The following is a 26,902-nucleotide window of genomic DNA, read 5'->3' as shown; positions in this document are numbered from 1 at the left end:
GTGCGCGGCATCAGGTCGCGATCCGCCGATACCGCCGCGCGATCAGCGACCAGGCCGGCAGCCGCCCGATGGTCCGGCTCAGCGGTGCCGCGGGCTGCCCGTCGCGGCCCTCGACGGCGAGCAGCGAATCAGTGGCGGTCGCGTCCGCCGGTCGGGCGTCGACGACCGCGAGATCGATGACGACCCGGCCCGGTTCGGGCGGGCCGAGCGCGGCGATCTCCGCCTCCGGCACGACGTCCTCGTAGGAGAGCCGGATCTCCGCCTCGCTCCGCCATCGCGGGCGGCGCAGGAGGATCGCCCGCCACGAATCCGCCACGGCACGGGTGACGGTCCCGTCGCCGGGGGTGGGGTCCTCGCGAACGGCCTCGCCCCGCGACCACAGGGCGGCCTGGTGGAGCAGGGCGTACTCGTCGAGGTCGGCGTAGGCCCCCAAGTGCTCGGCCGGCGAGCGGAGGCCGAAGATCGCCCCGATGCTCGGGCCGAAGACCTCGCCGAGGTCGAGGTCGATCGCCCTGACCGTGCGATGGAAGTACACCTGCTGGTAGAGGAAGAGGCGGCTGGAGAGGAATACCTCCAGGGCGCCGAGCCCCGGTTCGTAGAGCGTCAGGCCCCGCTCGCCGACGAACGCGTACCGCCGCAGCCGTTCGACGTCCACCGGGCCGGTCGCGACGCCGGTGAAGTAGGCGTCGCGGCGGACGTAGTCGAGGTTGTCGACCGTGAAGACGCCGGACAGGAGGGGTTGGAGGAGTCGCACCCAGGGTGGCATCGTGGGGTCCACGAGGGCCGGCTTCGAGACGAGGAAGGCGACCCAGCGCGGATCGATCGCCTCGCCCGGCTCGAACGCGTCGCGCGCCGCCGTGGCGCCGGGTGCGCGGCGAAGGGCGGAGATGGTCGAGCCGAGCTCGCGCTCGATGATGAGCTGGCTGAGATCCTCGTGGGTCAGCGGCTTCGCGCCGTCACGGCGGCGATCCGGTGGCGCCGAGAAGTCGCGGAGGACGTGCTCGTCGAAGAAGTGGGCGAATGGTCCGTGGCCCACGTCGTGAAGGAGCCCGGCGACCCGCATCGTCTCGACGACGAGGCCCTCCGACGGGAGAGCCGGCGGACCTCCTCCGCCCCCTGGGGCGGCGCCGTCGGCGAGCAGCCGAGCCCGCAGTGACGGGTACAGCTGGCGGGCCCAGAGGCCGGCCTCGTGCATGACGCCGAGGCCGTGGGTGAATCGGGAATGCTCGGCACTCGGGAAGACCCAGCGGGCGCTCTGGAGCTGGGATATCCGGCGGAGCCGCTGAAGCCACGTCGAATCGACGAGGTCCTCCTCAGCAGCGGTCTCGGTCGGGAGCCCGGCCGCAGCGGCTTCGGCGGCCGAGAGCCGCTTGGTCAGCTCGATGTAGCCGTGGATCGGATCGCTGATGAGGTTGACCGCCGAGAACGGGTGGCGGCCCATCCTGCCTCCGGGAGCGCGTGCGACCTAAGGGACCCAGACGTGGAGCGGCGCGCTCCAGGGAGAGACGTTGCCGGCGCGATCACGCGCCCGGACGCTCAGATAGTACGAGTGCCCGCCAGGGCGCGAGGCGATCGAGATGGCCGTCGCGGTCGTTCCGGTGCGGATGACCCGCGACACGCCGTTGCTCGCGCGATAGAGGAGATCGAACGAGACGAACCCCGCCGTGTGCGTCTGAAGAGAGACGTCGGTGCCGGTCCACGTGAACCGCACCGTCGTGCCGATCCGGGAGGCGCTCGTCATCCGCGCGGCAGGCGCCGTCTGGTCGCTCGACTCCGTGAGGACGGCGGACCCGTAGGTCGCGCCGCCGCTCGGCCGGTAGCCGAGTCCGAACCCGACGTAGTTGTACGTCGCGTTCGTGAGGATCGTCCAGTGCTCCGGGCTCGCCTTCCACATCGAGTAGAGCGATCGGGCCGCGCTCAATCCCCAGGCGTACGAGGTCCACCCGATGTCCTCGCCCCAGGCGTACCGCTGGACGCCGGCCGCCGCGAGCTGGGACGCGAGGTCCCCGGGAGCCGTATGGCTGAGGATGCCGAGCGTCGCGAGCGTCGCGGCACGCGTCCGGGCGACCGTGCGGAGCCGCCCGTCGAGGCGGAGCGGCCGGAGGCCGAGGGCCGCTCGATCCGCGTTGACCCAGGTGAGGAGATAGCCCTCGACGGAGGTCGTGCTCGGCGAGGCGGGGATCGCCGTGACGGCCGCTGCGATGGCAGGTACCACGGCAGCTGCGGACACGGCGGCGTTCGCTCCGACGGCACCCACCCCGGTCGCGCCGGCCGTGGCGAACACGAGGCTCGCCAGGATCGTGGCGCTGAAGAGGGGAGCTGGCGTTCGCGGTCTGGCTCGAGACGTCATCCGCGGAAAGGGTACCCCGGCTGGCCGGAAGGCGTCCCGGCGACGGGTTCCGCCGCGTCTCAGTCGGGTCCGTCGCCGGCGTAGCGGGCGGCGGCCGCCCGGATGGTCCGCGCCACCTCGCGGCGGAGGTCCGCCGGCTCGAGCACCTCCACGTCGGCACCCCATGAGAGGACCCACAGGCGGACCTCGAGCACGCCCGCGACCGTCGCCCGCCAGACGAGCGAGCCGTCCGCCGCCGGTTCCCGACGCTCGGAGGGATGCCAGCGCGTCTCCGCGACCCGGCCCGCGACGGACGGCGCGAAGCGGAGCACGACCTCCACCGCCGGCTGGTCGGCGATGATGTCCCAGGCATGGGCGAGGGCGTCCTCGATGGCGCCTCCGGCCGGCGGCTCGAATCGGTCGTTGGTCATCGCGACGTCGAGGATCCGCTCGATCTTGAACGTCCGGAGGGCGGCTCGCGTCTCGTCATGGCCGATGAGATAGAGCGAGTGCGTCGTGGACGACGGCTCGATGAGATAAGGCCGCACGCGCGCCACCCGGAGTTCGCGGCCCGGGTCGTAGGTCCCCGGGTCGTAGGTGATCGAGACGACCCGTCGCTCGGCCCAGGCTCGCGTGAGCGTCCGGACCCGCGCTCGAAGCCGGTCGTCCGGTGGCTGGCGGGCCATGACGTCGAGAGTGGTCGCGACGTGCTCGGCGAGCGCCTCCGGCAGCCCCGAGCCGAGCTTCTGGAAGGCCCCCATGAGGTCCGGGTCGTGGCTTGTCGCGTAGCGGGCGATGAGCCGCGCGGCGAGGAAGACCGCCATCGCCTCATCGAGGGTGAGCTTGAGCGGCGGGAGGAGGCCACGCTCGGCGAGACCCCAGATGCCGTTCATCGACCAGAGGGGCAGCTCGAGCTCGCGCTCGATCGCTCGGAGGTCGCGGTATACGGTCCGGCGGGACATCGCGACGGCGCGGGCGATCTCGTCCGGCCGGGCGCCGCTCTCGCCACGCTCCTCGAGGTACCGGACGATGCGGAGCATGCGGGCGACGCGATCGCGCTTGCCCTCGAACCGATCGCGGTCGTCCACTCGCGTCCCTCCTCGCGTGCCGCGGCGCCAGCCGGTCAGCCCGGTGGCGCGATCGTGATCGAGCGGTCCCGATCCGTCGCGATCATGGCCGTTCTGATCGTCGCCTGCAGGCCGGTGGCCCCGAGACCCGCCGCGTCGCCGTTGACCGTCACCTGGATCTGGCCGACCTCGTCGTCGCCGAAGATCCAGTAGTCGAGCTCGCCGCGCCAGCGATGGAGGTCCGGCGTCCCGTTCGCGAACCACGCGATCTCGGGGAACGCGCGGGCGAACGTCGATCCGTCGATCGCGATCCGGCAGTGACGCGCGCGAGCGCCCTCGACGAATTCGATGCCGCGGTTCTCGGCGGCCGCCCGGTCGCCGGCCGTGAGCGCCACCTGGATCGCCCGCCGGTCGAGCGTGAGCTCGTTCATCCGGCTCAAGGTCGTGAGGGTCCACGGACCGCCCGGCTCCTTGAGCCAGCCGAAACCGCCAGAGCGGATCGCGCTGAACTGACCGAGCACGTCGCTCGTCGCGACATCCGCGGTCCAGCGGACGTCCGAGCCGGCCCGCAGGCCGACGATCCGGGCGGATCCGATCGGTCGTCGATCGACGTCGGCGGTCAGGTCCAGCTCGACGGACGCGCTCGAGCCGTCGAGGATGGGTCCTTCGCACGGCGGCATGGCAAGGGCCGGATCCGTCGGCCCGAACCTCGACGACGCGGCGGGATGGTCGGCGAGGGCCAGGCCGTTGGCGAACGCGGATCCGGCGAAGATCGAACCGGCGGCGACGGTGAGGACGATGCCCGTCGCGAGGCCGCGGGCGAGCCGCCGCCGTCGCGCGGCGCCCGGCCCGAGCGTGTGGCGGGCGATGCCGAGACCGCTGAAGATGCTCGTCCCGGCGAGCGCGAGGAGCCACGGATACGCGACTTCCCACGATGGCACGATCGTCTGGGGCCCGCGCGCCGTCAGCTGTCCGATGACTCCGCCGATGGACGGGATGAGGAGGAGCCCGACGAGAAGTCCGAGCCACAGCGTGCCGGCGAAGACCCGATCGTCGCGGGCCGTCGGCGGCCAGCGGAGGGCGACGGCCGCGATCGCCACCGGAGGGATCGCCGTCATGCCGACGAGGACGTCGATCGGTCCTCCCGGCCGGTAGCCGACGAGGAGCAGTCCGGCGACGACCGTCCACAGCGCGGTCAGCCCGGCCGCGATGAGCCGCAATTCGAAGGTCCGGACCCGCATCGTGGAGGCGAGTCTACCCGGGGCGCCGGAAGTACCTGGTCCACCAGGACGGATGGGTCATCGCCGCGGCCCGGGGCGGGGGCGAGAGTTCCCTCACCGGAACGATGACGCGGTCACCGCACCGGGACGGACCGCACAGCACGGGGACGGCGGGCCGACTCGCAGCACCGAATATCCCCGGGTCGTCGAGGCGTTCTCCCTCCTCCCGCCGAGACGACCACCAAGAGCCGAAGCGGCGCCTGGCCTCCTCCAGGCGCCGCTTCGGATTCTGCGGCCCGCCCGCTACACTCTCGGGGGTTCGTGATCGGAGGAGGAGGAATTCACATGAAGATCCTGTCGCGGATCGCCGTCCTCGGCGCCGCTCTCATCCTCGCCGGCTGCTCGAGCGCCGCGACGCCGGCGCCGAGCGCGGCCCCACCGAGCGCCGCCTCGGCCGCCCCGAGCGCTGCGGCTCCGTCCGCCTCCGCCAGCGTCGCAGCGAGCGCGTCCGCCGCAGCGAGCGCCTCTGCCCTCGACTGCAGCCGCCCGAGTCTCAGGACGATGACGCCCGGCACGCTGACCATCGGCGCCGACAACCCGGCCTACGGCCCGTGGTTCGCCGGTCCCGCACCGGCCTCCGGCTCCGTCTGGCAGAACGCCGACCCGAACAACGGCCTCGGCCTCGAGGCGGCGACCGCGTACCTCATCGCCCAGGAGCTCGGCTTCCCGAAGGCCGACGTGGTGTGGACGGCGGTCCCGTTCGCGAACGCGATCCAGCCCGGGCCGAAGAAGTTCGACATCTACCTCACCCAGGTCTCGTACACCCCGGAGCGTGCCCAGGCGGTCGACCTGTCCGACGGGTATTTCAACGACAACCAGGCCGTCGTCGGCTTCAAGAGCAACGCCATCTCGAAGGTGACCACGGTCGCCGGACTCAAGGCGTTCCGCCTCGGGACGCAGGTCGGGACGACGAGCCTGACGTACATCCAGAACAACATCCAGCCCACGAAGGCGCCCCTCGTCTACAACACGCTCGACGCCGCGGTGGCGGCGCTCAAGGCGCATCAGATCGACGGTGTCGTCGTCGACCTCGGGACCGCGTACTTCGTGCGGGACGTGGAGCTGACGAACGGCGTCATCGTGGGCGAGCTGCCGACCGTCGGAGCCCAGGAGCATTTCTCCGTCGTCCTCAACAAGGGCAGCAGCCTCACCGCCTGCGTCAACCAGGCGATCGCCGCCCTCACCGCGAACGGCGATCTCGAGAGCCTCCGCCAGGAGTACATCGTCAAGGCCGAGGGCGACGTGCCGATGCTCAAGTAGCGGCGGCGCCGCTGCCCGAGCCGTCACGATGGCGACGCGCCAGTCCGGCCGCGAACGAGGCGCGGTCGTCATCGCCATCGCCAGCACGGTCGTCGTCTTCGGGGCGATCGCGCTCGTCGTCGTGAGCTCGCCCGGCTGGCCGCTCGTCCAGCAGGCGTTCTTCAACGCGAACTACTGGTGGCAGTCGTGGCCGCGTCAGGCGCCCGCGATCGTCACGAACATCCAGGCGTTCCTCATCGCGGAGGTGCTCATCCTCCCGCTCGCGATGGTGCTCGCGATCCTCCGCAGCCTGCCGGGCCCCGTGTTCTTCCCGGTCCGCCTCCTCGCGATCCTCTACACGGACTTCTTCCGTGGCGTTCCCGGCATCCTCATCGTCTTCACCCTCGGGTTCGGGATGCCCACCCTGGGCATCGACTGGATGCCGAGCGATCCCTTCTTCTGGGGGCTCGTCTCGCTGGTCCTGCTCTACACGGCGTACGTCTCGGAGGTCTACCGGGCCGGGATCGAGTCGGTCCACCCGAGCCAGGAGGCGGCCGCCCGCTCGCTCGGACTCAGCCGGGCCCAGGCGCTCCGCTACGTCGTCGTCCCACAGGCGATCCGGCGAGTCATCCCGCCCCTCCTCAACGATTTCATCGGGCTCCAGAAGGACTCGGCGCTCATCGGCTTCCTCGGGGTCGTGGAGGTCTTCAAGCAGGCCCAGATCGACGAATCCGGGTGGTTCAACTTCACGCCGTACCTCGTGACGGCGGCGTTCTTCCTCATCCTCACCGTGCCCCTCGCGCGTCTCACGGACTGGCTCGTCGCCCGCGAGCGGCGCCGCCAGCTCGCCGGGGTCGCCCGATGACGCCCGCGACCGGCCGGGCAGTCCGGATCGAGGGCCTCCACAAGTCGTTCGGCCCGACGGAGGTCCTCCGCGGCATCGATCTCGAGGTCGGCGAACACGAGGTCGTCTGCCTCATCGGCGCCTCGGGAAGCGGCAAGTCCACGCTGCTCCGCTGCATCAACCTCCTCGAACCGATCGACGCCGGTCGGATCATCCTCGAGGGACAGGAGATCACCGCGCCGGGTGCGCCGGTCGACCGGATCCGGCGGCGCGTCGGGATCGTCTTCCAGGCGTTCAATCTCTTCCCCCACATGCGCGTCCTCGACAACGTCACCCTCGCGCCCCGCAAGGTCCTCCGGCTGTCCGAGAGGGAGGCTGCCGCCCGAGCCACGGCGCTCCTCGAGCGGTTCGGCCTCGCGGACAAGGCCCGCGACTATCCGGACCGTCTGTCCGGCGGCCAGCAACAGCGGGTCGCGATCGTGCGGGCCCTCGCGATGGAGCCGGATCTCCTGCTCCTCGACGAGATCACGAGTGCCCTCGACCCGGAGCTCGTGGCCGAGGTCCTCGACGAGGTCCGCGAGCTCGCTCGAGGGGGCATGACGATGATCATCGCGACCCACGAGATGGCCTTCGCCCGTGACGTCGCGGACCGCGTCTGCTTCCTCGACGCGGGCCGGATCCTCGAGTCGGGACCGCCCGCCGTCATCTTCGGGGCGCCGGCGGAGCCGCGGACGCGTCGCTTCCTCCAGCGAGTCATGGAGGCCGGACGCCTGTAGCGCCAGGCGCGACGACCCGGCGCGGCCGCAGTGGACCGTCGCCGCTCAGACGGGGAGGCTCGGTGGGTCGACCGGCGTCGGCTGCTGAAGGGAGAATTCCGAGGCGAGCGAGCGGCCCTCGTCGGCGGTCGCGATTCGGCCCTGGCCTGACCGCTTCGCGACGAGGCAGGCCCGATCCGCAGCAAGGAGGATCGAGGCCGCGGTCGACCCATCCTCCGGGAAGGTCGCCAGGCCGATGGACGCGCTGACGGTGATCCCTGCGGCCGCCCAGCCCGTGCCGCTCGCTCCCACGGCGTGCACGGCGGACCCTACCCGCTCGGCGACTCGGAGCGTCCCGTTGCGGTTCGTCCCCGGCAGCAGGATGGTGAATTCGTCGCCGCCGTAGCGGAAGACGAGGTCGGACTCCCGCCCGGCCCCGATGATCGCCGTCGCGATCTCGTGGAGGAGTCGATCGCCGGCCTGATGGCCGAGTGCGTCGTTGACGGCCTTGAAGTCGTCGAGGTCCGCCATGATGAGACTGAACGGACTCCCGGCGGCGACGCGCTCAGCGAGTCGATCCTGGAACGTCCCATGATTGAGCAGTCCCGTCAGCGCGTCCGTCCGAGCCCGGACGGCCAGTGCCCGGTGGGCCTCGGCGTTCTGCAGGGCGATCGAGACGTGGGCGGCGAAGAGCTTGACGAGGTCGAACTCCGCTTCCGGGAAGCGGTCGTCCGCGCCGAGCCGTTCGAGGGTCAGGACGCCGATCGCTCCGTCGCGACCGCGGAGGGGCACGACGATGAGGCTCGCCTCGAGGTCCGGGATCCCGCGGAAATCGTTGATCCGCGGATCGGCCCTCTCGTCGACGATGAGCTGCGGTTCGTTGTGGGTGACCACCCAGGTCGCGATGCCCTCCTCGCCCGGCGCCCAGGGCTGGAGGAACTGGGCGGCGTGGACGCCCTTCGCGGTGAGCGGGCGGAGCAGCCCGGTCAGCGGGTCGACGAGCTCGATCGAGATGTTGTCCGCTCGGACCACCACGCCGAGGCGGTCCGTGATCTGGTCGAGCACGGCGCGAGCGTCGAGCGTCGTGAGGATCGACTCGGTGATCTGGAGGAGCAGTCGCTGGCTCTCGATCTGGCGTTCGAGGGCGGACGTCTTGCCTCGGAGCGCCTCGGTCGAGTCGGCGTTCGCCATCGCCTGGGCGGCGAAGCTCGCGTAGATGACGAGCAGGCGGAGGTCGTCCTCCGTGAACTGCTGCAGGCCGAGCTTCGCGAGGACGAGGACGCCGAGGACGCGGTCCTCGAAGATCATCGGGGCGAGGAGCATCGACTCGTCGAGGTCCGGCTCCGTCCCGGCGATCGTGTTCGCCCGGGGGTCCTTCGCGGCATCCGGCAGGTTCTGCGCGACCTTGTGAAGCGCGACCCAGCCGGTGATCCCGAGGCCGATCTTGATCCGGAGCTGGTCCGGGGTCTCGTCCACGTACTCGCCGACCTGGCCCTGCATCGCGACCGGGATGAGGTCGTCGCCGTACAGGCGGTAGACGCGCACGTTGTGGAAGTCGAGGAGCTGGCGCAGCTCGGTCGCGATCGCGAGTCCGATCTCGTGGACGCTCGTGAGCCGGTTGAGGCGGGCGCCGAGCTGCTGGATGGACTGCAGTTGCGCCGCCCACGTGGCCATCTGGCTGTAGTTGCGGGAGGCCTTGATGGCGACGGATGCCTGCGCCGCGAACGTCGCGAGGGTGTCGAGCTCGCTCTCGGACCACGGGTGCGCGCGATCGTGATAGATGCACAGGAGGCCGAGCAGCTCGGACCCGTCGAACAGCGGCGCGGACGCGAGCGTGTCGAAGCCTTCCTGGATGACGGCGGCGCGCATCACGCCGACGCGCGGGTCATTCGCGTAGTCCGTCGCGAAGAGCGGCGTCCCCGCCGCGACGGACGCCGCAGGCAGCGAGGGGCTCGGGAAGTCCCGGACCGCCGCAAGGTATCCGGCGGACAGGCCACGCGAGACATCCTCGGTGAGGTGCCCGTCCGGCCGACGGAGGAAGATCGCCGCCCGGTCCGCCGCGAAGAGGGCGATCCCGTGATCGACGACCCCCGCGAGTGTCTGCTCGAGGTCGAGCTTGCTCGCGACGTCGCCGGCGACCCGGCGGAGGGCCTCGAGTCGGTGGACCTGCTGTGCGGCCTCGCCGAGCAGTTCCGCGGAATGGACCCCGACGGCGCACTGCCGCGCGACCGTGTCGAGGAACTCGAGGTCGGACTCCGTGAGGCCGTCCAGTCGCTCCGAAGCCACGACGAGGACGCCCCAGCGCGTCGGCCCGGCGATGATCGGGATCGCGATCTCGGTGGCGGAATCCGCGATGAGGGGCGTCCAGCCCGCCATGTCGGCGCGCATGTGGACCGCTCGGCCCTCGTCGAGCGCCGTTGCCGCGGCACCGAACGAGCGTGCCAGGTCACCGATCCGACCACCCGCGGGCGATGCGGCGCGGAAGACGAGCCGCGCATCGTCGAGCTCGTACACGGCGACGGCGCGATACCCGCGCGCCGCGCGGATGACGGCGACCGCCGCGCCGAGCAGGTGATCGAGATCGCGACCGTCCGATGTGATGGCCGCGATCTCCGCGATGGCGCGCAGGTCCCCGCTCCGACCATCGCGCTCGGCCGCGTCGCCCACCGTCCCGGCCATCGTGCGGCCGGCTCCACTGCCCTGGCCGTGTCGCGGGCCGATCCGCCCCGCCCCGGTCGTCGGATCGTTCCCGCTGCCGGCCTCTGCGGCGGCGAGGAAGCTCTGGAGGTCGCCGAGCCGGTAGCGCCGATCGCCACGGGGATTGATCCGGTAGTAGCGGAGACGACCCTGTTCGCTCCACGCCCGGACCGTGTTCGGATGGACTCCCAGGAGGCGGGCGGCCTTCGTCACGGACAGGGTCGCGTCCGGAGGCCGGGGGAGAAGGGTGGTGGTCACGGCGCTCGGTGGAGGATATGTGAGGTTGACGTGTCGGACACTACGGAAGTTTCACAGTTCCTGCCAATAGAACGATGGTCCTACGGGTGCCGATCGGCGGCGAGCAGCGACGGGAGGGGATCGAAGCTATCGATGCGGCGGAAGACGCCGCCCCACGTCTGATCGATCTTGAACGGCGCCCGTAACTCGAAGTGGAGGTGCGGGATCGTCCCTCGGGCGTTGCCGGTGATTCCGGTGCGACCGACGACCTGGCCGCGTCGGACGACGGCTCCGACGCGGACGCTCACGACGGACAGGTGGGCGTTGATCGCGAAGTAGCCGATCGATGTGGGTTCCGTGCTGCGGATGACGACGACGTTCCCGTAGAGCTGCGGCGCCCACGGATACCAGTGGGTCCGGGGGTCGATGACGACACCGCTGAAGGCCGCGAGGATCGGCGTCCCGACGCGGACCTGGATGTCGACGCCGTCGTGAGCCCGGAGCAGCGCTCCCGTGCGGCTGATCCCGAGGACCGACTCGTAGGGCAGCGGGGCACCGAGCCGGAACGCGTGCCAGCCTGGGCCGTAGCGATACGACGCCGACGCGGGCAGCGGATACCCGATCGGGACGACCGTCGCGCGAAGCCTGAACCCGAGCGCCGACGTGGGTGCGCCACCGGCGAGGCGACCGCCGGGCGTGGCGCTCGCCGCCCCCGGCGATTCCGATGTCGAACCGGACGCGCCGCCGACCGCGGACGGCGCGCCGCCGATGGTGCCCGGGGAAGGGCTACCGACCGCGGAGGTGCTGCCGACCGCGGAAGGGCTACCGATCGCGGAGGTGCCGCCGACCGCGGCCGTCCGGTCGGGGCCGAGACCGGATGGCGGAAGGGACAGTGCACCTGACGCGATCGCGACGGCGAGCGCGGCGATGACGACCACCGATGCGGCGGCGATCCGGCGTGTCATCATCGCGTCAGCGCTCCGTCACTGTCGGGTCGAGGCCGTCTCGTCGGGGCGGTCAGCGGGACGGCGACGATCCGTGGTCACGTGGACGTAGAGGAGCGTCGCGCCCGCGGCGACGAGCCCGAGGACGACGACACCGCCGATCGCGAGGAACGGCGCTCCGACGAGTCCGGGTCCGTCGCCGGCCGAGCGCATGTCCCCACCGATCGCCGCCGATGGTGCGGCGGACGGCGCAGCAGAGGGCGGCGCCGATGACGCGGCCGGCACGGCCGCTCCGGTGGCAGCCGAGGGCCCGGGCGCAGCGGTTGCGGTGGCCTGGGCGGCGCCGAGAAGGACGATCGCGACGACGGCGAGGATCGCGCCGAGGAGCATCGTTCGTGCCCGGGTGAGTCCGGACGCTCGTCGGGGGTTCAGGGCGGAAGCAATGCCGATCATCGGAGTGCTTCCACGAGCGCCCACCCGATCGCGATCGCGATGAATCCGGCGCCCACGATGAGCAGTACGGTCGCGAGGATCGGACGCGTTCGACGTCCACCGGCGAGCATGCGGATCGCCTCGTCCGGTTCGAGCGTCGAGAGGATGAGCGGACGACCGGCACCCGCCGTCATCGTGACCGTGCCGTCGGGGCGCTCGACGGGCACGCCGAGGACGATCGCGTGTTCGACCGACGACACCTGCTGGATCCTCATCCGCGTCGGGGCATCCTCGCGGACGCCGGCCGGGAGGCGGTCGCTGGCGTCCGCCGCCGTCCCCACGGCCTCCCGCGGGATGACGACGAGGCCCTCGTCCAATGCGTCCGCATCGATGGCGATGGCGCTCAGGCCGTTCCGGACCTGGAATGGCACCACTTCCCGTCGATCGTCCACGGCCCGCCAGTCGCGACCCTCGCGGACTTCCAGTCGGAAGCGGCGGAGGACGAGCGGCCGGTGGTGCTCGTCCTCGAAATCCGTTTCCGAGTCGATCCGGCCGTCGATGCGGAGGTACCGCCCGTCCGCTGCGCGAGCCGCCTCGAGGGCGCTCGCCATGGGAACGCTCCGGACGGTGGCGAGGAGGCGGCCGATGCGGTAGCCGGGGCCGAACGAGCGGAGGACGATGGCGGCTCCGACGAGGACCGCGACACCGAGGCCGGCGAGCAGGGGCGGGGTCACGGCTCGATCCGGTGGGTCACGGCGGCGATGATAGTCCGGAGGGCACAGAAGGGCCCGAAGGAACCTACCCGACGCGTGGGCCTTGAGGCGATCTCAGCCGTTAGCGTACGCTCGGCCCCTTCGGGCTGCGTTCCACGCTAGGCCTGCGACCGCGCGACGTCAACGCCGTCTGTCCACGAGATCCATGCGAACGGCCGGGTTATCCGCCGGGTTATCCACCGAACGTCCACATCCCGACCGCGCTGCTGGCGGTGCGCCTCAACCTGCCGCCCGTCCGGTCACCGGGTCGAGCGCGCTCATGGCGCCGCTGAAGCTCGTGAGGACGAGACGACCGCCGACGAGCTCCGCCGCCGTCACGACGTCCGAGTGGGCCGCTCGCCACACGGTGGCACCATCCGCATCGACGGCGAACGTCTCGAGCTCGGACTGGACGAGGATGTGCTCGAGACGCGGCGAGCCGACGACCGTCACGAGCGGCGTTCCGCTCCGATGGAGCCAGCGGAGGATCCCGCTGCGCGACTCGAGCCCATATGCGGCGAAGCCGTACCGCACGACGAGGAGCGCCGGGACGTCCCAGAGGATCCCCTGGGGGACGTCCGAGATCGCCGAGGCGAGCCGGACCGCCCAGGCGCCGCCCGGCCGCTCGACGCGGACCTCCGCGCGGCACAACCGGTCCGGCTCATCCGAGACGAGGCGGCCGAGATCCTCGAGTGTGCCGCCGGCCTCCGTGAGCGCGAAGACCGCTCGTGCGCCGCCGCTCCCCGCCCAGCGGTACCGGGCCCGGATCCCACCCGGGTACTGGACGACGGCCTGCTGTGCCTCCCCTGATCCGGGATCCGGACTCAGGCGCCGGCCCCCTGCCTCGCCCCCTCGATCGTGCCCGCAGGTTCGCGTGGGCGATCCTCCACGATCGGCGCGACCGTCGCGTTGGCGAGCGTCCGGAGCGTGGCCGGCGGGACCGGGAACACCGCGGTATCCGTCCCGGCCGCGGCCCAGACGACGGGGAACCGTCCGAGATCGGGGTCCATGATCGTCCGGATCGCACGGGCGTGGCCGATCGGAGGGATGCCGCCGATGACGAATCCGGTGAGCTCGTTCGCCTCGCGGGCGCTCGCCCGCCGGATGCGCTGATCCCCCACGACGGCAGCGAGCCGCGCGAGATCGACGCGGTTCGGGCCCGCCACGAGGCAGAGGATCGGCTCGATGGTCCCGCCATCAGCCGGGACGACGAAGACGAGCGACTTGACGATCTGGCCGAGCTCCGCACCCACCGCAGCGGCGGCATCCGCCGCGGTGTGGGTGGTCTCCGGGAAGACGCGGACCTCGAGCGTCACCCCCTTCCGCGCGGCCGCCTCGAGGACGCGCTGGATCGCGGGATGGAGCTCGTCGTCGGGCACGGACGGGAGTCTAGCATGCGGCTCAGGCCGCCCTGGGCGGGGATTCTCGGTGCTGCGGGGATCCGGCAGCGCGGTCCCGCGGTCGAGGAGGGGTCGATGAGTAGGATGTGACGGTGGACCAGCGTACCGGGCTCGCGGCTTCCGGCGGCCGCCTCGCGATCGTCGTCGCGGATGGGGACGTCCCGGATCGCGCGGCGATCGACGCCGCGTGGCCTGGATGGGCAGACGGCGCGACGCTCGTGGTCGCCGCGGACGGCGGCGCTCGCGGTGCGGAGCGGCTCGGGTTCGCGATCGACCTCATCGTCGGCGACGATGACTCGCTCGGCGCGGAGGACCTGGACCGGTTCGCGGCGGCCGGCGTCGAGGTCCGCACCGCACCTGTCGCGAAGGACGAATCGGACACCGAGCTGGCCATCCTGGCAGCCGTCGAGCTCGGGGCGACGGGGGTCGTCATCGTCGGCGCGCTCGGCGGTGCACGGTTCGATCACGCCCTGGCGAACGTCGCGCTGCTCGCCCACCCGGCCCTCGCCGAGCGCAGCCCGGCCATCGTCGACCCGCGGGCGCGCATCGTCCTCCTTCGCGGCCCAGCCAGCCGGGAGCTCGAGGGACGGCCCGGCGATCTCGTGTCGCTCCTGCCGCTCGGCGACGACGTCATGGGCGTGACAACGTCCGGCCTCCGCTATCCGCTCTCCGACGAGCCGCTCCGCCTTGGTCCCGCGCGAGGGATCTCGAACATCCGGCTCGGGCGACGCGCGACCGTCGCCATCCGGGCGGGCCGACTGCTCATCGTCGAGGCCCCTGCTACGCTGACGCGATGAGCATGCCGGCGACCGGCGACCTGGCCCCCGAGGTCGCACTCGCGGACGACGAGGGCGTGCTCCACCGACTCACCGAACAGCACGGCGGATGGACGCTCGTCTATTTCTATCCCGAGGACGACACGCCCGGGTGCACGACGGAGGCGTGCCAGTTCCGCGACCTCCACCCGGTGACGTCCGGCGAGGGTCTCGCCGTGTGGGGCGTCAGTCCGGACGGAGCCGCGAGCCATGCCCGGTTCCGGGCGAAGTTCGAGCTCCCGTTCACGCTCCTGGCGGACGACGGTCATCGGGTCGCCGAGGTCTACGGCGCCTGGGGGCTCAAGAAGTCGTACGGACGCGAATACGAGGGGATCATCCGCTCGAGCTTCCTCGTGGATCCGGAGGGACGGATCGCGCACGTCTGGCCGAAGGTGAAGGCGGATGGTCACGCGGCCGAGGTCCTCGAGACCTATCGATCGCTTCGCGACGCGGCCCGCGGATGACCGGTCGGTCGATCCGATGATCGGGCGGCAGCTCGATCGCGTCGGGCGGAGGAATCGAATGAGGCTTCGCGCGTGGGGGGAGACGAGCGAAGCCTCGACCGGGATGCTACCCGAGGAATGAAACCGTCGCAACCCGCATCGCCCGTCGTCGAAGACTGGCGCCCCTCCCGCTTCATGGTCATCGTCGCCCACCCCGACGACGCCGACTTCGGGCCGGCGGCGACCGCCGCCAGCTGGATCGCCGGGGGGTCCGTGGGTCGCCTCGTGTGCTGCACGAGCGGCGACGCTGGCGGCGAGGATCCCGACGCCGATCCCCTGGCTCTCGCCGCGACACGAGAACGGGAGCAGCGAACGGCCGCGGCGATCGTCGGCTATGACGAGGTCGTCTTCCTCCACCAGCCGGACGGCGCCCTGGCGAATGATCTGCCACTCCGGGAGCATCTCGTCCGCGAGATCCGTGCCTTCCGCCCCGACGCGATCCTGTGCAACGACCCGGAGATGGTGTTCTGGACGGACGGAGGCGTGAATCACGCCGATCACCGGACCGCCGGGATCGCCGCGGTGGACGCCGCCTATCCGGCGGCGCGCAACCCGATGGCATTCCCCTGGCTGGCCCGCGACGGCCTTGCCGCGCACCGGGTCCGGCGCCTGTACCTCTTCTGGACTGAACAGCCGAACGTATGGGTGGACGTGGGCTTGGCCGTTGACCGCAAGATCGACGCCCTCCGGGTCCACGAGAGCCAGATCCGCGAACCCGAGCGGCTTGCCGACCGGATCCGATCCTCCGCCGCCGAGGAGGGCGCCCGGATCGGTGTCGCGGCGGCGGAGTCCTTCCGCCGGATCATCCTCGACGAGGAGGACGACGACGAGGAGGACGGCGGCGGGTGAGCCCCGTCAGGCCGGTTCGATGAGCAGCGGCCGGATCGTCCCCCAGGCATTCCAGAGATCCGTGAGCGCGTCAGCCTGCCGGCCGAGGACCGCGACGAGTTCGCCGAGGGTGAGCCCCGGTGCCGTCGCGACGAGGTACTCGCCGGCCGCCACGATCACGTCTCGATAGAGCAGCGGCAGCTCGGCTTCCGTGGGCCAGTGGCGGATCCGCATCGGGTCGATCCCCGCATAGCCGAGCGCGAGCGACAACTCGCGCTGGCCCGGCGCCCGGTCGTCGATGAAGCTGCCCGATCTGTCGGTCCGGAAGCCGAGCGATGAGAGGGCGAGGGCGATGTCGTGGCTCTGGGCGGGCGGGAACAGACCCCAGAACGGGTGTGCATCCGGGAAGACGAACGAGCATGCCTCGATCGCCCGGCCCACGATGGCGTCGACGAGATCGCTCAGAGCGAGCCGCCAGCGGTGCTCCTCCGCCGGGTCGCCCGCGGACAGGTTCGCGGCGACGCGGTCGAGCGCGCTGCGATCGCCGGACAGGAGGCGGAGGATCGTCGCGGATCCGACCCGCGAGCGTTCGGCGATGGCCGCAGTCACGAGCGATCCGCCGAGCGCCGACTCGTCGGGTTGCGTGGCGACGCCTGTCGCGACGCCTGCGGCCGTGACCGGGGTGGCTCCGGGACCCGGCGGTTCGTCCGGCGCGAGCGACGGCTGGAGCGGTGAGCTCGCCGTGGCCGCCTGTTCCTCGCACGCCGCGAGGGCATCCCTCGCTTCGAGGCAGGCCGTCTGTGCCGCTTCGGCCTGCACGCGGGCAGCATCCGCCTCCACGGTGAGGTGTTCGATCGTCCCGATGAGGGCGACCGCTGCCGCCCGCTCGAGGGTCATATCGGAGCTCGCCTCGCGGGCGGTCGTGTTGATCCGGTTGATCTCCTGGAGCCACGCCCGGGCGGCCGCCTCGACGGGATCGTGCGTCGACGCCACTGCCCGCGCCTCGCGGAACGCGGCCTGGGCAGCATCTTTCGCCGCTCGCTGCGACCGCACGTCGGCGATCGCCGCGCCAGCATCCGCCCGGGCGGCATGGTCGTCGTACTCGCGACGCGCGGTCCGCAGGGTCACGGCCGCAGCCTCGGCTCCGGCGGCGAGCCGGTCGGCGAGCGCACATCGTTCGTCGACCGTTCGCCGCTCGTCGGAACATTGTGCCGCGGAGGTCGCGGAGGTCGCGGAGGTCGCGGAGGTCGCGTCGGGCGCGGACGCCTGGATGCCGGTGGGCTCGGCGTCGGGCGCGGACGCCTGGATGCCGGTGGGCGCGTCGTCGACCGCCCGGGGTTCGGATGCTGCGCTCGCCCGTTCGAGTGAGCTCACCTCGATCCCGGTCTCGAGCATGGCGATCCCGGCCGCCGCCGCGGTCCGGCTCGGCTCCCGTTGAGCCACGGCCCGGCTCGCGGCGATCGGCGCCCCGCGGCGGATCGTGGCGAGCACCGGATCCAGGCCGACCGCCACCGGGACGGCGACGCTCGGCCGAACGGATGTACGACCGCTGGCTCCGCCGACCGGCACCGGCGGGCCGCCGTGCCACTCGACGTCCGCTGGCCCCGCCGTCGCGATCGCCGGTTCCCGGGCCGAGAACGGGTCGTGGGCAAGCGTGGAGGGTCGCCGCCGGGGCACACTGTCCGGGGCGACGATGAGGCGGACCTCATGCGGGGTCTGCGGCCGAGCCCGGATGACGACGAGGATGGCCGCGCCGCTCGGGATCCCGAGGATCAGTCCGAGCACCAGGAATGCGAACTCGCTCGCGACCACCGCCGACCTCCTCGACCGACCCGGCTCGTGTCCCATGCCGACGCCTCACCCGTCCCGCAGCGTAGCTGCCACTCGGTGTGGGGTCAACCCGACGAACGATCCATTCGGTGTCGCCGATCGGTGTCCCAGCGGCCCGTCGCGATCGTCCGAGAGGCAGTCGGGCGGTCGGGCGGTCGGAGGACGGAGCGCGTCGCCGAGGTCTCGTTCGCTCGCCGGCAGAACGTTCGGTACGGATCCGCGTCGAATGGCGGCCTCCGCGGGGGTCGACCACGCTTGGCCAGGCATCCTGGCAGGTCAGGCCGGGCCTGCCGGACCTCGCTCCCGACTCGAAGGCTCCGGGGATGAGCGGTTGAGACAAACGCCGCGGCGCTCGGAGGACGGCCGCCGGGCAACGTTTTGCGCCCGTTCCGACGCGGATGGTAGATTCCGAGAGCCGCTGATCGGCGCGCGCCCCCGTTTCGTCCCCCTCGCATCCGCTCACGCAGGAGAGGCTCGACCACCTCGTGGCCATCGACCCGTACCAGGAATTCCTCGTTCAACCGGTCGACGCGTCCTGGCTCCAGTGCAACATCGAGTGCCAGGAAGCGTGCCCGGTCGGGACGAACTGCCGCGGCTATCTCAACCTCGCGGCCGAGGGACGATTCGAGGAGGGCTACATCCTCAGCCGGGATCCCAACCCGGTCGCCGCGATGTGCTCGTACGTCTGTTCGGCTCCGTGCGAGCGCGCCTGTAGGCGCGGTGACATCGATCGCCCGCTCGCGATCCGGGCGATGAAGCGGTTCCTCGTCGAATGGCACGAGGCGTCCGGGATCCCGGACGTCATGCCGCGGATCACGGCCCGCGACGAGCGGGTCGCCGTGGTCGGCGCCGGGCCGGCCGGTCTCTCCGTCGCTCGCGAGCTCGCCCTCAAGGGGTTCGGCGTCACCGTCTTCGACAGCCTGCCGTACGCCGGCGGGACGATGCTGATCGGGGTCCCGGCCTTCCGTCTCCCGCGCGAGGCGATCGAGATGGACGTCCGGCTCATCGAACGGCTCGGGGTCACGTTCCGATTCAACACGACGATCGGCACGGAGATCACGTTCGAGGGCCTGCAAGCGGAGTTCGACGCCGTCGCGATCACTGCCGGCGCGATGAACGCCGTCGAGCTCGACGTCCCGGGCTCGGAGCTCGCGGGCGTTCAGTACGGCGTCGACTTCATGAAGCGGGCGAACCTGGGCCAGCCGCTCGAGGTCGGCAACGACGTGGTCGTCATCGGCGGCGGGTACACCGCGATGGACTGCTCGCGGACGAGCCTTCGCCATGGCGCGGAGCACGTGACGATCGCCTATCGCCGGACGCGTTCCGAGCTCGTGGTGGACGAGGAGGAGCTCGGCGAGACCGAGCGCGAGGGCGTGCGGATGGAATTCCTCGTCAGCCCCGTCGAGCTCATCGGCGAGGACGGCCATCTCACCGGCGTGCGGTTCATCCGCAACAAGCTCGGCGAGCCGGACGCATCCGGTCGTCGTTCGCCCGTCCCGATCCCCGGCTCCGACTTCGTCGTCAAGGCGGACACGGTGATCCCGGCCGTCTCGCAGGCCGCGGACCTGACGTTCCTGCCGGTCGAGGCGAGCTTCGAGATCAACCGCGGACGGGTCAAGGTGGACCCCGCCACGTACGCCACGAACGTCCGGGGTGTCTTTGCCTGTGGCGATTTCGTGACCGGCCCCACGACCCTCATCGAGGCGGCCGGTCACGGCAAGAAGTGCGCCTATGCGATCGATCGCTATCTCAGCGGTCGCCAGGACGTGACCGTCGCCGCGAACGTCAGGATCACGAGCTCGTGGCGCCACGACATGCCCGAGCTGTACGACGTCCTGCCGCGCCAGCACATCCCGATGGCACCGCTCGCCGCGCGCATGCCGTCGACCCAGCCGGAGGTGAACTTCACCACCCCGGTCGAGCTCGGCTACACGACGAACCAGGCGGTCGCCGAGTCGACGCGGTGCCTCATGTGCAACTTCAACATCTGGTTCGATCCGTTCCGCTGCGTCCTCTGCGGCGCCTGTGCGGATGTCTGTCCGGAGGGCGTCATCCACATGGTGGACGTGAACCAGCTCAAGTCCGAGGGGGTCCTGCCGGAAGTCGAGGAGGCGTACGGCTGGAGCCAGGGCGCGGCGATGATCCTCGATGAGGAGCGCTGCATCCGCTGTGCTCTCTGCGTCAAGCGATGCCCGTTCGACGCCATTACGATGGAACGGTTCGAGCTCGAGGAGATCTCGACGGACGGTCGGCTCTACAAGGAGTCGTACCGGGACGCGCAACTCGCCGGTCTGGCGGGCGTCGCAGGAGGGCATGGGTGAGCTTCCTCGAGCGGGTGGACCAGAGCATCCGCCGGAGCGCCGTGTGGCGATCCCTGTTCCGCCAGCCGTACCCGAGCGACGAGCGGTCGCGCGCGTACGCCGTGATGAACAACGTGTTCCTCCACATCCACCCGGTCCGGGTCCGCCAGCACGCCGTGAAGTTCGCCTACACCTTCTGTCTCGGCGGGTTGAGCTTCTTCCTCTTCCTCGTCCTCACCGTGACCGGCGTCTATCTCATGTTCTTCTACGTGCCCTCGGACAAGCTCGCCTACACGGACATCCTCAACATCCAGAGTCACGTCGCCTTCGGCCTGCTCACCCGGAACATCCACCGCTGGGCGGCCCACCTCATGGTCTTCTTCGTCTTCCTCCACATGATGCGGGTCTTCTACCACGGCGCATACAAGCCGCCGCGTGAGTTCAACTGGGTCGTCGGAGTGGTCCTCCTCTTCTCGACCCTGTTCGTGAGCTTCACGGGCTACCTGCTGCCGTGGGACCAGATCAGCTACTGGGCGATCACGATCGGAACGAACATGGCCGGCTACGCGCCGCTCTTCAACACGCCGAGCAAGCTCCTCCTCCTCGGCGGCCTGGAGGTCGGCCAGAACACGCTGCTGCGGTTCTATGTCCTCCACATCATGGTCATGCCGCTCATCATGGCGATCTTCCTGGCGGTCCATTTCTGGCGCATCCGCAAGGACGGCGGGATCTCCGGCCCGCTATGACGGACACGAAGCCGCCATCCGAGCGCCGCGTCGTCGCCCCGGTCGACCCGTCCCGCCGGACGGAGATCGACAAGCAGCGGGTGCCGATGTCCGCCCGTCCGTACCGGCTCCTCGCGCTGGTCAAGCAGGATGCCGTCGTCCGCGTCCAGAAGGAACCGGACGACACGGTCATGACCTGGCCGCATCTCCTGACGATCGAGTTCCTCGCCGCGGGGATGATGAGTATCTTCCTGCTCCTCATGGGCCTGTTCGTCAACGCGCCGCTCGAGGAGCTCGCGAACGGCAATGTCACGCCCGCCGTGGCGAAGGCGCCGTGGTACTTCCTCGGCCTCCAGGAGCTGCTCGCGTACTTCCACCCGACGGTCGCCGGCGCCCTCACCCCGATCTTCGTCCTCGTCGGCGCCGCCCTCATCCCGTTCGTCGACCGCGGCAACGTCCTCGCCTTCCGGCCGTCCGAACGGAAGACCGCGGTCATGCTCTTCACTCTCTTCTGCGGGCTCGGTCTCGTCGTGACGTTCATCGGCGTGTTCTTCCGTGGCCCCGGCTACAGTTTCGTCATCCCGTTCATCGACTCCCCCGGCCTCCACTTCAACCTGTGACGACAGATCACCCGACCCGATGAGCAACTACCAGGTCGAACCCGCATCGCGCCCCCAGGCGCTCACGAAGGAGGCGCTCAAGGCTCGCCGCCACGAGCAGGTCCAGGGCATGTCCCGGCGATCGCTCATCCGGCGATCCGTCGGCGGCGCGATGGCCCTCTGGCTGACCGAGCTCGGGGCGGGCACGCTCGGCTTCCTCTGGCCGAACCTCGCCGGCGGCTTCGGCGGCATCGTGAAGGTCGGGAGCCTGGCCGATCTCAAGCTCGCCAACAGCAACCTGCCGATCGCCGACGGCTTCCCGGCCTACGTGCCGGATGCCCGGGCGTACATCGTGCTCGTCGACACGAACCGCCAGCAGTTCGTCCCGGGAACGGACACGACCGGCGACGGGACCGCGCTCAACGTCCGCCCGCTCTACCAGCGTTGTCCGCACCTGGGCTGCCGGCCGAACCCGTGCCTGAAGAACTTCTGGTTCGAGTGCCCTTGCCACGGGTCGCGCTACGACCGCCTCGGGATCAAGGCGGACGGGGCGCGGTTCGGTCCGGCCCCGCGGTCCATGGACCGCTTCTCGGCCACCGTGAAGGGCGACGGCTCCCTCTGGCTCGACACCGGAAAGATCACCCTGGGGCCGCTCCCTGTCGCGCTCGGCCAGCCTGGCCTCATCCCGCCGAAGTCGCCGACCGGATGCATCTGATGCGGACGTCAGCGACCACCTGCCGAGCGCCCCGATGACCGATCAGCCGGAACGCCCCGGGCAGCAGCTCCCGGCACGGCGACCGGACGCGGTGCCCGCCCCGGCCGAGCGGTTTACCGCACCGCCGAGCGCCCACGCCTTCGAGCTGACGCCGGAGCGCGCGGCCGGGATCGTCCGACAGACGGCGAACGCCCGCTGGGTCGGCTTCCTCGCCGTCCTCGTCGTCGTCCTGTTCGTCATCGGCTACTACTTCTACGAGCTCGGCGTTCCGGGGGTCCCCGACACCAGTCGGCTCGGGGCGGAGGTGGCCGCCCAGCAGGTGACGTCCATCGAGCGTGGCTACAACATCTACCAGGCGAACTGCGCCCGCTGTCACGGCGTGAACGGCCAGGGCTTCGCGAACGACGCCGGCGCTCCGCCGCTCAACGAGCAGGACAAGCTCTTCGCCCACCTCAATCCGACGTACCTGGCGAACGTCCTTCGCGAAGGTGGCCGCTATGTGTGCGGCAACGCCAAGAGCCTCATGCCCGTCTGGTCGAATGACAACGGCGGTCCCCTGAACTACGCCCAGATCGACGATCTCATCGCCTACCTCCGGGCGACGAACACGCAGACGTACGTCGTTCGCGATCCCTCGACGAACGAGCCGGTCATCGACCCGAAGACCGGCAAGGTGGAGACGTTCACCGGCTGGGTGGATCCCAGCTACAAGCCGGCCCCCGGCGCGACGCCGTTCCCGGACTGCTGGAGCTCCGCCTTCTCGAGCGGCGCATCGAGTGGCTCGAGTCCGGCCCCCACGCCCGCCCCGGGCGCGACGACCGTGGACATCACGGCCCAGGGCATCGCCTTCACGACGACCGCCGTGACGGCACCGGCCGGTCAGGCGTTCGCGATCGCGTTCGACAACCAGGACGCCGGCATTCCCCACAACGTGGAGATCAAGGATTCGACGGGCGCCGTCGTCTTCAAGGGGGCCATCGTCACCGGCGTGATCAAGACGACCTACGCCGTCCCGGCCCTCGCGGCGGGAACGTATCCCTTCCAATGCACGGTCCACCCGAACATGACGGGGACGCTCACGGTCAAGTAGACGGGCCCGCGGACCGCATGGGTCGGCGGTGAGGATGGAGGACGATGGCGCAGCAGGCGCTCGGACGCGGTGCGACGAAACGGCGGGCGATGTTCGGTCTGCTCGACCGTGACGGCTGGGCCTGGGCGTCCCTCAAGGCCTTCGGCTGGTTCATCTTCATCATCCTCATCCTCGGCTACATCCCCGACCGGGCGTATTACTTCACCGTGTTCTCCACGATCCCCATCGGCATCCGCGCCGACGCACTCACGCCGGTGAACTTCTGTCCGGCGTCGAACCAGACCCTGCCGTGCCCGGCGCCAGAGGGCGCCTTCCTCCCCTGGCAGGTCTCGCCGAAGGACCTCGCACTGCCTGCAGGCCGCCGGGACGGCACGGCTGTCCAGGTCGGGACCCACCTCCTCTACATCGGCGGGACGGATGGGACGACGGCCACGTCGACGGTCTTCGAGGCGGACCTGTACTCGACCGGCAACTTCTCGGCCTGGCGCCAGGGCCCGGCGCTGCCGGCGCCCCGAACGAAGGTCGCGGCCGGGTTCTTCGGTGGTTCCGTCCTTGTGATCGGCGGCGCGGACGCATCCGGCGCCCCGACGACGACCGCGTACTACATCACGCCGGACGCGAAGACGGGCGCCCTCGGCCAGTGGCAGGTCGCCGACGGGGGGACGGCCGCGGACGGGACGACCAAGCGCCCGAACCTCACGTTGCCGGCGCCGCGCGACGGGACCGCGTTCATCGCGGCGAGCGACGGCGTCATCCTTGTCGGGGGTCGTGACGCGACCGGTCCAACGACGACCGTCTGGAAGTCGACCGTGGACGCCAAGGGCAACCTCGGGACATGGCAGACGAACGCACCGCTCGTCGCGCCGCGAGCCGACGGGACGGCGATCCTCACCGGCCCATCGATTTTCGTCTACGGCGGCGTGGACGCGAAGGGCCCCACGGCGGTCGTCCAGCGCGGCGACCTCGGCAGCGGCACTCAGGCCGGGTCCGTCGTCCGCTGGGGCACGCCCAGCAACGCCGGGGCGAACCTCCCGGCACCCCGCACGGATGCCGCCGGATTCACGGCGAACGGCTCGCTCTACCTCGTGGGCGGGACGGATGGCACGACGCCGCGGAGCGAGGCCTGGTGGACGACGCCGGACCCGAACGGCGCGATCACCGGATGGAGCGAGCTGCCGCAGATGGATCTGCCGGCCGGCGGACTCGCCGGCAGCTCGGCGGTCGCCTCCGGGTCGAACGCGTACCTCATCGGCGGAGCCACGGCGGACGGGGTGACGGCGGCGAGCGTCCGCGCGAACCTCGCGCCGATGCCCCCGTTCTTCCAGCTCGGCGGACCGTTCGGTGTGACGATCCCGGCCCTCAAGATCGACGGTGAGATCGGCCAGCAGCTCGGCTACCTCGCCGCGGCCGGGGTCGCGACGGTGAACTTCGTCCTGCTCATCCTCATCGGCTGGGCGCTTGCCCACAAGGAGCAGACCCGGGCGCTCATCCGGCGCATCCGCGCGCGCCGCGGTCACGCCGGCGGCTGACGCTCACGCCGGGAGTTCGTACTCCAGGGCGTCCGGTGGCCGGTCCGAACAGGCATGCCGGCGCGCTCCCAGGCGATCATCCCGCCGCCGACGTTGAGGACGTCCGACCAGCCGTTCGCGAGCAGGTAGTCGGTCACCGTCGCGGACCGCCCGCCCGAGTGGCAGATGACAAAGATCGGGCGGTCGCGCGGGATCTCGCCGAGTCGGGCCGCGAGCGTGGACAGTGGGGCGAGGACGGCGCCCTCGGGTCGACCGCTGCGGTGCTCGTCCGCCTCCCGGACGTCGAGCAAGACCGGGCTCGGCGTCTCGGTCGAACGGCGTCGGGCGTCCGCCGTCGACGGGTCGATCGATGGGGTCCGGGATGCGGGGCCCATCGTCAGACGAGCTCGGCGAGCTCGCGCCGGCCGGCGAAACCGGCGCTCAGCTCGTGCCACCAGACGACCTCGTGCTCGCCGAGCCGCCAGCAGAGGCAGACCTGGCGGCCGTTGACGAGGGCCGGAAAGTCGATGAGGCCGCTCTCGATGTCGCGGAGGGTGATGCTCATCGCGTCGAGTCGGACGACCGCCGCCTGCATCTGGTCGATGATGCCCTGCATCCGCAGGCGCAGCCGCCGCAGCTCGGCTTCGTCCACGCCGGGATCCGCGGCGAGATCCCGGAGGCGGATGAGCTCGGCCCGCGCCTCGCGAAGGAGCGTGAGGAGGTCGCGGACCAGCGGCAGCCGGGCGTTCGCGGCGTCGATGTCGTAGAACGTCGTCACGGTCGGGATCGTACCCCAGGACGAGGGGATCGTCGGGACGTCAATGCTCTAGGATGCACCGATGCGCCTCGCCTCACGGATGGAACGACTCGGCACCGAGACCGCGTTCGCCGCGGCCGCTCGCGCTCGCGCCCTCGAGGCGACCGGGCGCGACATCATCCACCTGGAGATCGGCGAGCCCGACTTCGACACGCCGCCGAACATCCGGGCGGCGGCAGATCGAGCCCTCGCCGACGGCTGGACCCACTACGGCCCGGCGCTCGGCCTGCCCGTCCTGCGCGAGGCGGTCGCCCTCGACGCGTCGCGCCGCAAGGGCTTCCCGGTCGTCGCCGATCGGGTGGTCGTCACGCCGGGTGCGAAGCCGATCATGTTCTACGCCATCCTCGGCCTCGTCGACGCGGGCGACGAGGTGATCTACCCGGATCCCGGCTTCCCGATCTACGAGTCGATGGCGCGCTTCGTGGGAGCGACCGCGGTCCCGGTCCCGATCCGCCAGGAGCACGGCTTCAGGATGGACCCGGAGGAGATCGCCCGCCTCGTGAGCCCGCGGACGCGCCTCCTCATCTTCAACTCGCCGGCCAATCCCACCGGCGGCGTCATCCCGCGAGCGGATCTCGAGGCGATCGCCGCGATCGCGATCGAGCACGATCTCGTGGTCCTCGCCGACGAGATCTACGGCCGGATCGTCTACGACGGGGAGCACGTCTCGATCGCGAGCCTGCCGGGCATGGCCGAGCGGACCATCGTCCTCGACGGCTTCTCGAAGACGTTCGCGATGACCGGCTGGCGGCTCGGCTACGCGATCGTCCCGGAGCCGCTCGTCGCCGCGTTCAGCGGGCTCATCATCAACAGCGTCAGCTGCACGAGCTCGTTCAGCCAGGTCGCCGCCGCGGAGGCGCTCCTCGGACCGCAGGACTCGGTCGACGCGATGGTCCGCGAGTTCCGGATCCGCCGGGAGCTCATCGTCGACGGCCTCAATGCGATCCCGGGGATCTCGTGTCTCCGTCCCGAGGGCGCCTTCTACGTCTTCCCGGACGTGTCAGGGACGGGGATGACCGGCGAGCGTTTCGCCGACGCGATGCTCTACGAGGGCGGTGTCTCGCTCCTCGCCGGCACGGCGTTCGGGCAGGTGGGCCGGAGCCACGTCCGGATCAGCTACGCGAACTCGCAGGCGAAGATCGCCGAGGCACTCGGGCGGATCCGGGCCGTCCTCGCGACGGTCGCCGTCTGAGACC

General features: G+C 71.0%; 26 protein-coding genes. 13 read left to right on the top strand and 13 right to left on the bottom strand.

Annotated elements, in window-relative coordinates; all coding sequences use genetic code 11:
• Nucleotides 1-10 precede the first annotated feature (10 nt).
• From IVW53_05850 to IVW53_05835, 4 genes are read right to left on the bottom strand one after another with little or no spacing between them, the layout of a single operon-like run.
• Nucleotides 11-1,441, bottom strand: coding sequence for an HD domain-containing protein (locus tag IVW53_05850; protein ID MBF6605090.1), 1,431 nt, complete (start codon nt 1,439-1,441; stop codon nt 11-13).
• Between the two features lie 24 nt (nt 1,442-1,465).
• Nucleotides 1,466-2,350, bottom strand: a complete 885-nt coding sequence (locus IVW53_05845; protein MBF6605089.1) for a CAP domain-containing protein — start codon at nt 2,348-2,350, stop codon at nt 1,466-1,468.
• Nucleotides 2,351-2,409: 59 nt separating this feature from the next.
• Nucleotides 2,410-3,417, bottom strand: coding sequence for a WYL domain-containing protein (locus IVW53_05840; GenBank protein MBF6605088.1), 1,008 nt, complete (start codon nt 3,415-3,417; stop codon nt 2,410-2,412).
• A 35-nt stretch (nt 3,418-3,452) separates the two neighbouring features.
• Nucleotides 3,453-4,637 carry a hypothetical protein gene (locus IVW53_05835; GenBank protein MBF6605087.1) on the bottom strand — a complete coding sequence of 395 codons (1,185 nt, stop codon included), beginning with the start codon at nt 4,635-4,637 and terminating at the stop codon, nt 3,453-3,455.
• A gap of 324 nt (nt 4,638-4,961) precedes the next feature.
• Here IVW53_05835 and IVW53_05830 point away from each other — a divergent pair, with 324 nt between their 5' ends.
• The 3 genes from IVW53_05830 to IVW53_05820 are packed head-to-tail and all read left to right on the top strand — an operon-like array spanning nt 4,962 to nt 7,535.
• Nucleotides 4,962-5,936, top strand: coding sequence for an amino acid ABC transporter substrate-binding protein (locus tag IVW53_05830; protein ID MBF6605086.1), 975 nt, complete (start codon nt 4,962-4,964; stop codon nt 5,934-5,936).
• 28 nt (nt 5,937-5,964) lie between these two features.
• Nucleotides 5,965-6,780 (top strand): amino acid ABC transporter permease, encoded by an 816-nt coding sequence (locus IVW53_05825; protein ID MBF6605085.1) that lies wholly within the window; start codon nt 5,965-5,967, stop codon nt 6,778-6,780.
• Nucleotides 6,777-7,535 carry an amino acid ABC transporter ATP-binding protein gene (locus IVW53_05820; GenBank protein ID MBF6605084.1) on the top strand — a complete coding sequence of 253 codons (759 nt, stop codon included), beginning with the start codon at nt 6,777-6,779 and terminating at the stop codon, nt 7,533-7,535. Before IVW53_05825 ends, IVW53_05820 begins: the two co-directional genes overlap by 4 nt.
• 45 nt (nt 7,536-7,580) lie before the next feature.
• Here the strand turns inward: IVW53_05820 and IVW53_05815 are convergent, their stop codons facing one another.
• The 6 genes from IVW53_05815 to IVW53_05790 all read right to left on the bottom strand — a co-directional run bounded on the left by IVW53_05815 (nt 7,581) and on the right by IVW53_05790 (nt 13,955).
• Nucleotides 7,581-10,469, bottom strand: coding sequence for a GAF domain-containing protein (locus tag IVW53_05815; protein ID MBF6605083.1), 2,889 nt, complete (start codon nt 10,467-10,469; stop codon nt 7,581-7,583).
• Nucleotides 10,470-10,549: 80 nt separating this feature from the next.
• The gene (locus IVW53_05810; protein MBF6605082.1) at nt 10,550-11,416 is read right to left on the bottom strand and encodes a M23 family metallopeptidase; all 867 of its coding nucleotides are present in this window, start codon (nt 11,414-11,416) and stop codon (nt 10,550-10,552) included.
• Nucleotides 11,417-11,431: 15 nt separating this feature from the next.
• The gene (locus IVW53_05805; GenBank protein MBF6605081.1) at nt 11,432-11,845 is read right to left on the bottom strand and encodes a hypothetical protein; all 414 of its coding nucleotides are present in this window, start codon (nt 11,843-11,845) and stop codon (nt 11,432-11,434) included.
• Nucleotides 11,842-12,558, bottom strand: a complete 717-nt coding sequence (locus IVW53_05800) for a hypothetical protein (protein MBF6605080.1) — start codon at nt 12,556-12,558, stop codon at nt 11,842-11,844. The genes IVW53_05805 and IVW53_05800 overlap by 4 nt, the downstream gene beginning before the upstream one ends.
• Nucleotides 12,559-12,816: 258 nt before the next feature.
• Nucleotides 12,817-13,227, bottom strand: coding sequence for a hypothetical protein (locus IVW53_05795; protein ID MBF6605079.1), 411 nt, complete (start codon nt 13,225-13,227; stop codon nt 12,817-12,819).
• A gap of 173 nt (nt 13,228-13,400) precedes the next feature.
• Nucleotides 13,401-13,955: a YbaK/EbsC family protein gene (locus tag IVW53_05790; GenBank protein ID MBF6605078.1), complete on the bottom strand. Its 555-nt coding sequence runs from the start codon at nt 13,953-13,955 to the stop codon at nt 13,401-13,403.
• 113 nt (nt 13,956-14,068) lie between these two features.
• Here IVW53_05790 and IVW53_05785 point away from each other — a divergent pair, with 113 nt between their 5' ends.
• The 3 genes from IVW53_05785 to IVW53_05775 all read left to right on the top strand — a co-directional run bounded on the left by IVW53_05785 (nt 14,069) and on the right by IVW53_05775 (nt 16,143).
• Nucleotides 14,069-14,773 (top strand): thiamine diphosphokinase, encoded by a 705-nt coding sequence (locus IVW53_05785; GenBank protein MBF6605077.1) that lies wholly within the window; start codon nt 14,069-14,071, stop codon nt 14,771-14,773.
• Nucleotides 14,774-14,775: 2 nt separating this feature from the next.
• On the top strand, nt 14,776-15,255 hold the full coding sequence (locus IVW53_05780) for a peroxiredoxin (protein MBF6605076.1): 480 nt from the start codon (nt 14,776-14,778) through the stop codon (nt 15,253-15,255).
• Between the two features lie 117 nt (nt 15,256-15,372).
• Complete coding sequence (locus tag IVW53_05775; protein MBF6605075.1) at nt 15,373-16,143, top strand: PIG-L family deacetylase; 771 nt, start codon at nt 15,373-15,375, stop codon at nt 16,141-16,143.
• A gap of 6 nt (nt 16,144-16,149) precedes the next feature.
• Here IVW53_05775 and IVW53_05770 read toward each other — a convergent pair whose 3' ends face one another.
• Nucleotides 16,150-17,934 (bottom strand): hypothetical protein, encoded by a 1,785-nt coding sequence (locus tag IVW53_05770; protein ID MBF6605074.1) that lies wholly within the window; start codon nt 17,932-17,934, stop codon nt 16,150-16,152.
• A 503-nt stretch (nt 17,935-18,437) separates the two neighbouring features.
• Here IVW53_05770 and IVW53_05765 point away from each other — a divergent pair.
• Genes IVW53_05765 through IVW53_05740 form a run of 6 tightly spaced genes read left to right on the top strand, consistent with a single transcriptional unit; the run spans nt 18,438 to nt 24,910 of the window.
• Nucleotides 18,438-20,273, top strand: coding sequence for an FAD-dependent oxidoreductase (locus tag IVW53_05765; protein MBF6605073.1), 1,836 nt, complete (start codon nt 18,438-18,440; stop codon nt 20,271-20,273).
• Entirely contained in the window at nt 20,270-20,998 is a 729-nt protein-coding gene (locus IVW53_05760) for a cytochrome b N-terminal domain-containing protein (GenBank protein MBF6605072.1), read from the top strand. Before IVW53_05765 ends, IVW53_05760 begins: the two co-directional genes overlap by 4 nt.
• Nucleotides 20,995-21,597, top strand: a complete 603-nt coding sequence (locus tag IVW53_05755) for a hypothetical protein (protein ID MBF6605071.1) — start codon at nt 20,995-20,997, stop codon at nt 21,595-21,597. The genes IVW53_05760 and IVW53_05755 overlap by 4 nt, the downstream gene beginning before the upstream one ends.
• Before the next feature lie 19 nt (nt 21,598-21,616).
• A complete protein-coding gene (locus IVW53_05750; GenBank protein ID MBF6605070.1) occupies nt 21,617-22,291 on the top strand; it encodes a Rieske 2Fe-2S domain-containing protein in 675 nt (224 codons plus the stop codon).
• A gap of 34 nt (nt 22,292-22,325) precedes the next feature.
• Entirely contained in the window at nt 22,326-23,381 is a 1,056-nt protein-coding gene (locus IVW53_05745; GenBank protein ID MBF6605069.1) for a cupredoxin domain-containing protein, read from the top strand.
• Between the two features lie 44 nt (nt 23,382-23,425).
• Entirely contained in the window at nt 23,426-24,910 is a 1,485-nt protein-coding gene (locus tag IVW53_05740) for a hypothetical protein (protein ID MBF6605068.1), read from the top strand.
• On the opposite strand, the gene IVW53_05735 is transcribed toward IVW53_05740, so the two are convergent.
• Both IVW53_05735 and IVW53_05730 read right to left on the bottom strand, forming a co-directional pair.
• On the bottom strand, nt 24,895-25,284 hold the full coding sequence (locus tag IVW53_05735) for a rhodanese-like domain-containing protein (GenBank protein MBF6605067.1): 390 nt from the start codon (nt 25,282-25,284) through the stop codon (nt 24,895-24,897). The two genes, IVW53_05740 and IVW53_05735, sit on opposite strands and share 16 nt — an antisense overlap.
• Nucleotides 25,285-25,286: 2 nt before the next feature.
• Nucleotides 25,287-25,667, bottom strand: a complete 381-nt coding sequence (locus tag IVW53_05730; protein MBF6605066.1) for a DUF2203 domain-containing protein — start codon at nt 25,665-25,667, stop codon at nt 25,287-25,289.
• 61 nt (nt 25,668-25,728) lie between these two features.
• On the opposite strand from IVW53_05730, the gene IVW53_05725 reads away from it, so the two are divergent.
• Complete coding sequence (locus IVW53_05725) at nt 25,729-26,898, top strand: pyridoxal phosphate-dependent aminotransferase (protein MBF6605065.1); 1,170 nt, start codon at nt 25,729-25,731, stop codon at nt 26,896-26,898.
• The last annotated feature ends 4 nt before the right edge of the window (nt 26,899-26,902 follow it).

The organism is Chloroflexota bacterium, assembly GCA_015478725.1.
Taxonomy (GTDB): Bacteria; Chloroflexota; Limnocylindria; order Limnocylindrales; family CSP1-4; genus C-114.
The sequence above is the reverse complement of the archived record's forward strand: the minus strand, read 5'-3'. Positions and strand labels throughout refer to the sequence as shown.

Bases quoted from the DNA above. Each gene is read 5' to 3' on its own strand.
- IVW53_05755 (MBF6605071.1), top strand. From the start codon at position 20,995: ATGACGGACACGAAGCCGCCATCCGAGCGCCGCGTCGTCGCCCCGGTC.
- IVW53_05805 (MBF6605081.1), bottom strand. From the start codon at position 11,845: ATGATCGGCATTGCTTCCGCCCTGAACCCCCGACGAGCGTCCGGACTC.
- IVW53_05850 (MBF6605090.1), bottom strand. From the start codon at position 1,441: ATGGGCCGCCACCCGTTCTCGGCGGTCAACCTCATCAGCGATCCGATC.
- IVW53_05775 (MBF6605075.1), top strand. From the start codon at position 15,373: ATGAAACCGTCGCAACCCGCATCGCCCGTCGTCGAAGACTGGCGCCCC.
- IVW53_05725 (MBF6605065.1), top strand. From the start codon at position 25,729: ATGCGCCTCGCCTCACGGATGGAACGACTCGGCACCGAGACCGCGTTC.
- IVW53_05830 (MBF6605086.1), top strand. From the start codon at position 4,962: ATGAAGATCCTGTCGCGGATCGCCGTCCTCGGCGCCGCTCTCATCCTC.
- IVW53_05835 (MBF6605087.1), bottom strand. From the start codon at position 4,637: ATGCGGGTCCGGACCTTCGAATTGCGGCTCATCGCGGCCGGGCTGACC.
- IVW53_05825 (MBF6605085.1), top strand. From the start codon at position 5,965: ATGGCGACGCGCCAGTCCGGCCGCGAACGAGGCGCGGTCGTCATCGCC.
- IVW53_05745 (MBF6605069.1), top strand. From the start codon at position 22,326: ATGACCGATCAGCCGGAACGCCCCGGGCAGCAGCTCCCGGCACGGCGA.
- IVW53_05750 (MBF6605070.1), top strand. From the start codon at position 21,617: ATGAGCAACTACCAGGTCGAACCCGCATCGCGCCCCCAGGCGCTCACG.
- IVW53_05810 (MBF6605082.1), bottom strand. From the start codon at position 11,416: ATGATGACACGCCGGATCGCCGCCGCATCGGTGGTCGTCATCGCCGCG.
- IVW53_05740 (MBF6605068.1), top strand. From the start codon at position 23,426: ATGGCGCAGCAGGCGCTCGGACGCGGTGCGACGAAACGGCGGGCGATG.
- IVW53_05845 (MBF6605089.1), bottom strand. From the start codon at position 2,350: ATGACGTCTCGAGCCAGACCGCGAACGCCAGCTCCCCTCTTCAGCGCC.
- IVW53_05820 (MBF6605084.1), top strand. From the start codon at position 6,777: ATGACGCCCGCGACCGGCCGGGCAGTCCGGATCGAGGGCCTCCACAAG.
- IVW53_05735 (MBF6605067.1), bottom strand. From the start codon at position 25,284: ATGGGCCCCGCATCCCGGACCCCATCGATCGACCCGTCGACGGCGGAC.
- IVW53_05780 (MBF6605076.1), top strand. From the start codon at position 14,776: ATGCCGGCGACCGGCGACCTGGCCCCCGAGGTCGCACTCGCGGACGAC.